The 8,101-nt window shown below is 67.6% G+C and carries 7 protein-coding genes and 1 tRNA gene; 2 read left to right on the forward strand and 6 right to left on the reverse strand.

Annotated elements, in window-relative coordinates:
* Positions 1-2: 2 nt before the first annotated feature.
* From pstA to V7Q39_RS05050, 6 genes are all read right to left on the reverse strand, one after another.
* On the reverse strand, positions 3-1,355 hold the full coding sequence (pstA, locus tag V7Q39_RS05025) for a phosphate ABC transporter permease PstA (RefSeq protein ID WP_333815463.1): 1,353 nt from the start codon (positions 1,353-1,355) through the stop codon (positions 3-5).
* On the reverse strand, positions 1,352-2,812 hold the full coding sequence (gene pstC, locus V7Q39_RS05030) for a phosphate ABC transporter permease subunit PstC (RefSeq protein WP_333815465.1): 1,461 nt from the start codon (positions 2,810-2,812) through the stop codon (positions 1,352-1,354). Before pstC ends, pstA begins: the two co-directional genes overlap by 4 nt.
* A gap of 66 nt (positions 2,813-2,878) precedes the next feature.
* Positions 2,879-3,928, reverse strand: a complete 1,050-nt coding sequence (locus tag V7Q39_RS05035) for a substrate-binding domain-containing protein (protein ID WP_333815467.1) — start codon at positions 3,926-3,928, stop codon at positions 2,879-2,881.
* Between the two features lie 112 nt (positions 3,929-4,040).
* The gene (locus tag V7Q39_RS05040; RefSeq protein ID WP_333815469.1) at positions 4,041-5,624 is read right to left on the reverse strand and encodes a GMC family oxidoreductase; all 1,584 of its coding nucleotides are present in this window, start codon (positions 5,622-5,624) and stop codon (positions 4,041-4,043) included.
* The gene (locus V7Q39_RS05045) at positions 5,621-7,012 is read right to left on the reverse strand and encodes an aldehyde dehydrogenase family protein (protein ID WP_333815472.1); all 1,392 of its coding nucleotides are present in this window, start codon (positions 7,010-7,012) and stop codon (positions 5,621-5,623) included. Before V7Q39_RS05045 ends, V7Q39_RS05040 begins: the two co-directional genes overlap by 4 nt.
* Positions 7,013-7,060: 48 nt before the next feature.
* The gene (locus tag V7Q39_RS05050; protein ID WP_333815474.1) at positions 7,061-7,543 is read right to left on the reverse strand and encodes a Hint domain-containing protein; all 483 of its coding nucleotides are present in this window, start codon (positions 7,541-7,543) and stop codon (positions 7,061-7,063) included.
* Between the two features lie 177 nt (positions 7,544-7,720).
* On the opposite strand from V7Q39_RS05050, the gene V7Q39_RS05055 reads away from it, so the two are divergent.
* Positions 7,721-7,805 (forward strand) — tRNA-Leu (locus tag V7Q39_RS05055).
* 150 nt (positions 7,806-7,955) lie between these two features.
* A partial coding sequence (locus V7Q39_RS05060; RefSeq protein ID WP_333815476.1) for a trigger factor family protein occupies positions 7,956-8,101 on the forward strand: 146 nt, incomplete at its 3' end.

The following is an 8,101-nucleotide window of genomic DNA, read 5'->3' on the forward strand; positions in this document are numbered from 1 at the left end:
AGTTACCAGCGGCGCTCGAACCGGCGGCGCAGGAGGATGGCGGCGACGTTCATCGTGACGAGGAAGGCCAGAAGCACGATGATCGCGCCGTTCGAGCGTTCGATGAAGGCCGGGTCGGCACGGCTGGCCCAGCTGTAGACCTGAACCGGCAGCGCGGTCGCGGGGCTCAGGAAGCCTTCGGGCGGGGCGGCGGGGTAGTTGTCGACGAAGGCGACCATGCCGATCAGCAGGAGCGGCGCGGTTTCGCCAAGCGCGCTGGCCAGGCCGAGGATCGTGCCGGTCAGGATGCCGGGCATGGCCAGCGGCAGGACATGGTGGAACACGGTCTGCATCTTCGAGGCGCCGACCCCCAGCGCCGCGTCGCGGATCGACGGCGGCACGGCGCGGATGGCGGCGCGGGTGGCGATGATGATCGTGGGCAGGGTCATCAGGCTGATCACCAGTGCGCCGACGATGGAGGAGGACTGCGGCAGGCCGGCGAAGTTGATGAAGATCGCCAGGCCGAGGATACCGAAGACGATGGAGGGGACGGCGGCGAGGTTCGAGATGTTGACCTCGATCGCGTCGGTCCAGCGGTTCTTGGGCGCGAATTCCTCGAGGTAGATCGAGGCGGCGACGCCCACGGGCACGCACATCACCAGGACCATCAGCATCATGTACGCCGAGCCGATCAGCGCCACGCCCAGGCCCGCGGCTTCCGGGCGCTGGTCCGAGGCGTCGGCGTTGGTGAAGAAGCCCCAGTTCCAGGCGGAAGACAGCAGCCCTGCTTGACGCAGCTTGTCGGCCAGCAGCAGTTGTTCGGGCTTGACGCTGTTGTCGCGCTCGGCGGTTTTCAACGTGACACGGCCCTTCAGGAAGCCGTCGATGCGGCCTGCCGCAAGCACATGGGCGTCGATCGTGGTGCCGACCAGCGCCGGGTTGGCCAGCACCCTTGCCCGAAGCGCACCCGCGGCATCCTTCGAGATCATATCGGCGATATCCTTGGCGGAAAGCCCATCCTGGCCAATGCCGCGGCGGTCGAGTTCGGCCGCGAAGGCCTGGGCCAGCACCTTCTGATAGCCAACGGTGGTGATCTTCGCCATCTCCGCGCGGTCGCGGTTGCCCTTGGGATCCAGCACATCGGCGGACAGTTCCATCGGGAAGGCAAGCTCTGCCTGATGGAAGGCCGAGACGCCGTCGCGCAGGATGGTGAAGAGCATGATCGCCAGCGTCATCAGCGAGACGGAGATCGCGATCACGCCATAGGCGCGGAACCGGGATTCGGCGGCATTGCGGCGTTTCATCTGCGCGCTTGCGGTCAGGATAGACTGGCGCGCAGGGGGGACGAAGCCAGGGGCGGCGGAAAGGTCGGTCATTCGTATTGCTCCCGGTATTTCCGGACGATCCAGAGGGCGAAGATGTTGAGGCAGAGGGTGATGACGAAGAGCGTCATGCCAAGCGCGAAGGCGACCAGCGTCTCGGGCGCGGCGAAGTCGGTGTCGCCGGTCAGCTGGCCGACGATCTTGACGGTCATCGTCGTCATCGCCTCGAACGGGTTGAGGCTGAGTTTCGCGGCGGCACCTGCGCCCATCACCACGATCATCGTCTCGCCGATGGCACGGCTGGCCGCCATCAGGATGGCGCCGACGATGCCGGGCAGGGCGGCGGGCAGGACGACCTGGCGCACGGTCTCGGACCGGGTGGCGCCGAGGCCGAGGCTGCCGTCACGCAGGCTTTGCGGCACGGCGTTGATGATGTCGTCCGACAGCGACGAGATGAAGGGGATGTTGAGGATGCCGATCACGATCCCGGCAGTCATGACCGAGGAGCCGGAGTTGCCGAGGCCGAGGGGCGCTGCAAACCAGTCGCGCAGGAACGGGCCGACGGTCACGAGGGCGAAGATACCGAAGACCACGGTCGGGATGCCCGCGATGATCTCGATCAGCGGCTTGACCCAGTTCCGGGTGCGGCGCGAGGCATATTCCGCCAGGTAGATCGCGGCGAAAAGGCCGATGGGCACTGCGACCAGCATCGAGACGAGGGTGATGTAGAGCGTGCCCCAGATCAGCGGGATGATCCCGAGGTCGGAGCCGCCGCGGAAATTGGGCGACCAGGTCAGGCTGAGGAAGAAGTCCTGGATCGGGTATTTCGAGAAGAAGTCGAAGGTTTCCGACACCATCGACCAGACGATGCCGACGGTGGTCAGGATCGCGATGGAGGAGGCTGCCATCAGCAGGCCGAGAACCGCCTTTTCCACCAGGTTTCGGGCACGGAAATCCTTGTGGGCGCGGCTGACCCCCCAGGCAAGACCAAGGGCGGCAAGCCCCAGGACCAGCACGCTGCGTCCGATGGCCCCCCAGTGCGACATCTCGCGGTAGTCCTGCGCGGCGGCGAGCACCTCTTTCGAGACGTTCGAGCCGAGCGCCACGCCGACCTTGGCCAGCCGGTCGCGGACGTTGGTGAATTCGGTGCGGATCATCCCGGCTTCGGTGTCGGTCATCGCGCCCTGCGCGACGGCGGCATCGAGCCCTGCCGCCACGCGGCGGACGTCGGCCATGGTCAGCGCGGCCTTCGCGGGCTCGGCGACAAGTGCTGCGGGAAGCTGGGCGGAGATCCGGTTCTCAAGCACCAGAGGTTGCAGGATCAGCCAGACGACCAGCGCGACGAGGGAGGGGACAAGGACGGCAAGGGCGCCGAACCAGCCGTAATAGACGGGAAGCGAATGCAGCTGGCGCGGACTGCCCCCTGCCGAGGCGAGGGCGCGTTGCCGGGCCAGCACGAAGGCGGCGGCGGCGAGAACGGCAAGGACAACCAGGATCATCAGGACGGACATTGGGGCTTCCGCGGGTCAGGGTCGGGGGTGTGGGCGGGACCGGAAGGCCCCGCCCGGTCGGTCAGCTTATTCCAGCGGACCCATCGGGGTTTCCGCAGCCACGGCAGCCTGGGTCGCCGCAAGTTCGGGGTCGGAGACAAGACCGTAGGCCGCCAGCGGGCCTTCCGGGCCTGCCATGTCATCGGACACGAAGAACTCGATATATTCCTTCAGGCCGGGGATCACGCCGATATGCGCCTTCTTGACGTAGAAGTAGAGCGGACGCGACACCGGATACTCGCCCTTGGAAATCGTTTCGGTCGAGGGCACAATGCCCGACATGGTGGCCACTTTCAGCTTGTCGGTGTTGTTCTCGTAGAAGGACAGGCCGAACACGCCGATCGCCTGCTTGTCGGCGTCCAGACGCTGCAGCGTTTCGGTATAGTCACCGTCCACGTCGACCGACTTGCCATCGGTGCGCAGCTTGATGCAGGCCTTCTTGGCGTTGGATTCCTTCTCCTTGTCGTCGGCCCCTTCAGCGGTGGCCTTGAACAGGTCGAGCGCGCCGGTTTCCTTGCAGCCGGCCTCGATCACCTTGACGTCGAAGACTTCGCGGGTGCCGTGCTTGGTGCCGGGCACGAAGGCCAGGATGTTCTGCGCGGGAAGGGCGGGGTTGACGTCTGCCCACTGGGCCGAGGCGTTGGCCGCCAGCGCGCCGTCCTTGACGACCTGGGCGGCCAGAGCGTTGTAGACATCCGCCGGGGTCAGCGCGAAGTCGGCGCCGTTCACGTCCGAGGCGAAGACGATCCCGTCATAGCCGATGCGGACCTCCATGATCTCGTCCACGCCGTTCGCCTTGCAGAGGTCGATGTCGGACTGCGCGATGCGGCTGGAGGAGTTGGCGATGTCGACGGTGTTCTCGCCGACGCCTTCGCAAAGCTTCTTGCGGCCCGCGCCCGAGCCGCCGCCTTCGACGACCGGGGTGGGGAAGTCGAAGTTCTCGCCGAACGCCTCGGCGACGATGGTGGCGTAGGGCAACACGGTCGAGGAACCCGTGACCTGGATCTGGTCGCGGGCGGCGGCGGGCATCGCGGCGGCGAAGGCCAGGATCGACGCGGTGAGGCAGGCGGATTTCATCGGAACACTCCTGATATCGTGCGGCCCTTCGGGGCGGCATGACAGCGCTCTAGCCGTGCTGCGTGACGCTTAGATTGCAGGAATGTAAAAGCTGTGTGACAGGCCGGTGCCGTCAGGCCCGGCCCAGCAGCCTTCGCGCGATGGTCTCGGCGATCATCATCGTGGGGGCGTTGGTGTTGCCCGCGATGATCTGCGACATGAGCGAGGCGTCGACGACGCGCAGCCCCTCGACGCCCCGGACACGGCCCTCCGGATCGGTGACGGAGGCGGGATCGCTGCCCATCCGGCAGGTGCCGACCGGGTGATAGATCGTCTCGGCCCGGGCGCGGATATCGGCCTCCAGCTGGGCGTCGCTGGCGATCTGCGGGCCGGGCAGGGTTTCGCGGGCGATGTGGCGGGCGAGCGCCGGGGCCTGGGTGATGGTGCGGGCGATCTTCAACCCGTTCATGAGGACCGGCAGGTCGTCGGGATGCGACAGGTAGTTGGCCTCGATCCGGGGCGCGGCCATGGGATCGGGGGTGGCAAGGCTGATCCGCCCCCGGCTTTTCGGCAGGAGATCGCAGACATGCAGCGTCAGGCCATAGCCGAGCGACAGGCGGCGGCCATGGTCGTGCAGGTAGGCGGGGATGAAGTGGAATTGCAGGTTCGGCCGGTCGCGCGAGGGGTCGGAGGCGACGAAGCCTCCCGCCTCGGCCACGTTCGAAGTGAACTCGCCCTGGCCCCGGCGCAGGTAGGCCCAACTGGCGCGCAGGGCGCGGGGCAGGAAGGTCGGGGCGATGCCGATGGCGCTGCGGTCGCGCAGCGCAGCCTGCACCGTGATGTCCAGATGGTCGGCAAGGTTGCCGCCCACCTCGGGCGCGTGGTGGAGGACGGGGAGGCCCATCGCCTGCAAATGCTCGCCCGGCCCGATCCCGGACAGCAGCAGAAGCTGCGGCGAGTTGATCGCGCCGCCCGAGAGGATCACCTCGCCGCCCTCGGCAAGGGGCAGCAGCCGGTCGCGCAGCTGGACACCGGTGGCGCGGCGCCCCGTGAAGCGCAGCCGGTGGACCTGCGCTCCGGTCAGCACGGTCAGGTTCGGGCGGTCGCGGACCGGGTCGAGGAAGGCCCGCGCCGCGCTGAACCTGCGGCCGTCCTTCTGCGTGACCTGATAAAGGCCGAAGCCTGTTTGGTTTTCACCGTTGAAATCGGGGTTCAGCGGGTGGCCGCACTCGGCCCCGGCCTGCACGAAGGCGCGGGAGAGCGGATTGGACTGCACCAGATCGCTGACGGTTAGCGGCCCGGCCTGACCGTGGTGGTCGTCGTGGCGGCTCCGGTTGTCCTCCATGTCCCTGAAGACCTGGCGGACGCGGGGCCAGTCCCAGTCCGGCCCTGCGGCAGCCGCCCAGTCGCGATAGTCCTGCGGATGCCCGCGCATGTAGATCATCGCGTTGATCGAGCTGGAGCCGCCAAGTACCCGGCCCCGTGGCCAGTAGAGGCGGCGGTTCATCAGCCCGGGTTCCGGCGCAGTCTCGTAGCCCCAGTTCAGCCAGCGCATATGCGACAGCGTCGCCAGCCCGAAGGGCATGTGGATCATCGGGTTGCGGTCGGGCGGCCCGGCCTCGACCAGGCAGACGCGGGTGGCGGGGTCGGTGGACAGGCGGTTCGCCAGAACGCAACCGGCGGACCCCGCGCCGACGATGATGTAGTGATAGGTCATCCCAGCACCCGCTTGGCCAGACGGATCAGCCGCATGACGCGAGGGGTGTAGGGAGGGAAGATCAGCGGCAGGAGCAGGAAGCGGTTCCGCATCACCGCGCGCTCATGACTGAAGGCACGGAACCCCGCCTCACCATGCGCGGCGCCGATGCCCGAGCCGTTTACGCCGCCGAAGGGCAGGTTCAGCTGGGTATAGTGGACCAGTGTCAGGTTGATCCCGACCGCGCCCGAGGTGGTGCGGCGGGTGATTGCGTCGATGCTGGCGGAGTCGCGGTCGAAGATGTAGATCGCGAGCGGCTTGTCGCTTGCGTTGATTGCGGCGATCACCGCGTCGGTGTCGGAATAGGTCAGCGCCGGCAGGACGGGCCCGAAGATCTCCTCGCGGCTGAGACGCATGTCGGGCGTGGTGCCCTCGATCAGGTGCGGGCCGAGCGACTGGCCGGATTGCCCGCCCGCGATGATCGGCATTGCGCCCTTGTCCAGCGCATCCGCGATCAGCGCGGCAAGTCGCGCGGCGTGGGAGGGCGTGACGATCCGGGCGAGGTTGGGGCTTGCCTCGCCGGAGCCATAGGCGCGTGCGATGCGGGCGCGAAGCGCGGTGATGAAGGCATCCTTCACCGCGGTATGGACGTAGAGGTGGTCCGGCGCGATGCAGGTCTGGCCGGCGTTCACGAACTTGCCGAAGGTGATCCAGTCGGCAGCCTGCTTCAGGTCGGCATCCGGCCCGACGATGACGGGTGACTTGCCGCCCAGCTCCAGCGTGACCGAGGCGAGCGTATTCGCCGCAGCCGCCATCACGATCCGGCCCACGGCGGGCGAGCCGGTGAAGAAGATGTGGTCGAAGGGCAGGGAGAGCAGTTCTTCCGCCACCGCCTTGTCGCCCTCGACCACGGCGACGAGGTCGGGCGGGAAGGTCTCGGCCACGATCCGGGAGACGAGGGCGCTGGTGGCCGGGGTCATTTCGGACGGCTTCAGGATCGCCGCATTCCCGGCGGCAAGGCAGGAGACGAGCGGGCCGAGCGCAAGCTGGAACGGGAAGTTCCAGGGCGCGACGATCAGGCAGGTGCCGCGCGGCTGCGGCTCGACCCGGGCCGAGGCGCCGAACGTGGCCAGCGTGGGCCAGACCCGGCGCGGGCGCATCCAGCGGCGCAGATGGCGGCGGGCATGTGCGATTTCCTGCAGCACCGGAAGGTAGTCGGTCAGGATCGCCTCGGCCTCGGGGCGGCCGAGATCGGCCTGAAGTGCGGCGACGATGGCACCTTCGTTCCGGCGCACCACATCCGCCAGCCGGTCAAGCGCCGCGCGGCGTTCGGCCAGGCCGAAACCTGTCCGGCGGGCGTCATTCCCGGCCTTCATCCGGGCGAAGAGCGTGGCGATGGGCTGGTCCATGGCCCGGAGCTTAGCCGATCCTTGCGGCAAGCCCAGTGCGACGCAGCGTCAGGCCAGTTCCGGCAGGAAGGCGGGGCAGGCCAGCTCCAGCCCCTCGGCGTAGATCACTTCCTCGTCGTCGAAGCGCAGGGTGAAAAGCCGGACCTGACGATGGGTTTCCAGGCAGACGAACTCGCCATCCGCCAGCCGCGCCGCCGGGATGGCGGCTGCGGGCAGGCCATACAGCGCCTGCGCCCGCCAGTCGCGGATCACCACGGGTTGTCCGGGAGACAGAAAAAGGTCCTGATCCGGGCGGTCGTGCCCCATGGTCGAGGCGCGGATGCGCACGAGATCGACCATCTTGCGTGCCACGACCGAGATGGAGGTCAGCCGCCGTGCCCCGGCGCGGGTCACGATCCGGTCGCCCGGCGTGAGGTATTCGACCGGCAAAATGCCCTCCAGCGTGCGGACCCTCGTGCCCGCCAGTATCCCCGGCGCGGGCTCCGTTCCGGCCCCGCCTGCTGATCTGGAAAACGGCGCGTCGGCGTCCATCTCCAATCCCTCGCTTCAATTCTTTGGGTCAGACTGGCGCGGGTTTGTGGTCGGCATTCGATGCCGGTTCGGTCATTTCTGGGCAGTTGTGGCCTGATCCCGCTTCGGTTGTGGCGCAAATGGGGCGGTGCTTTGCCTCTCGCGCCCCCTCGGCAGGTTTGCTAGAAGGCGCGGGACGCGGGTGTGGCGAAACTGGTAGACGCACTGGATTTAGGTTCCAGCGCCGCAAGGCATGGGGGTTCAAGTCCCTTCACCCGCACCAGCCCGTCCCGCCGCGCGGACTGGCGATTCCCCCTTACATCGGACGGAAGGCTTTGCTAGAAGGCCCGCGATCGCGCGCAGGGCCTTGGCCCTGTGCCGCTGACCTATTGCGCATCAGCGCCCGAGAGAAGCTTAGGAAGGACGTCCCCCCATGCAGGTCACCGAGACCCTGAACGAAGGCCTCAAGCGCGGCTACACCATCACGGTGACGGCGGCCGAACTGGACGCGAAGGTCCAGGAAAAGCTGATCGAGGCGCAGCCCGAGGTCGAGATCAAGGGCTTCCGCAAGGGCAAGGT

The sequence above is a fragment of the Tabrizicola sp. genome (assembly GCF_036781545.1).
Classification (GTDB): domain Bacteria; phylum Pseudomonadota; class Alphaproteobacteria; order Rhodobacterales; family Rhodobacteraceae; genus Tabrizicola.

Excerpts from the sequence above, each read along its gene's own strand:
- pstC (WP_333815465.1), bottom strand. The coding sequence starts at position 2,812 with ATGTCCGTCCTGATGATCCTGGTTGTCCTTGCCGTTCTCGCCGCCGCC.
- V7Q39_RS05045 (WP_333815472.1), bottom strand. The coding sequence starts at position 7,012 with ATGGACCAGCCCATCGCCACGCTCTTCGCCCGGATGAAGGCCGGGAAT.
- V7Q39_RS05050 (WP_333815474.1), bottom strand. The coding sequence starts at position 7,543 with ATGGACGCCGACGCGCCGTTTTCCAGATCAGCAGGCGGGGCCGGAACG.
- pstA (WP_333815463.1), bottom strand. The coding sequence starts at position 1,355 with ATGACCGACCTTTCCGCCGCCCCTGGCTTCGTCCCCCCTGCGCGCCAG.
- V7Q39_RS05035 (WP_333815467.1), bottom strand. The coding sequence starts at position 3,928 with ATGAAATCCGCCTGCCTCACCGCGTCGATCCTGGCCTTCGCCGCCGCG.
- V7Q39_RS05040 (WP_333815469.1), bottom strand. The coding sequence starts at position 5,624 with ATGACCTATCACTACATCATCGTCGGCGCGGGGTCCGCCGGTTGCGTT.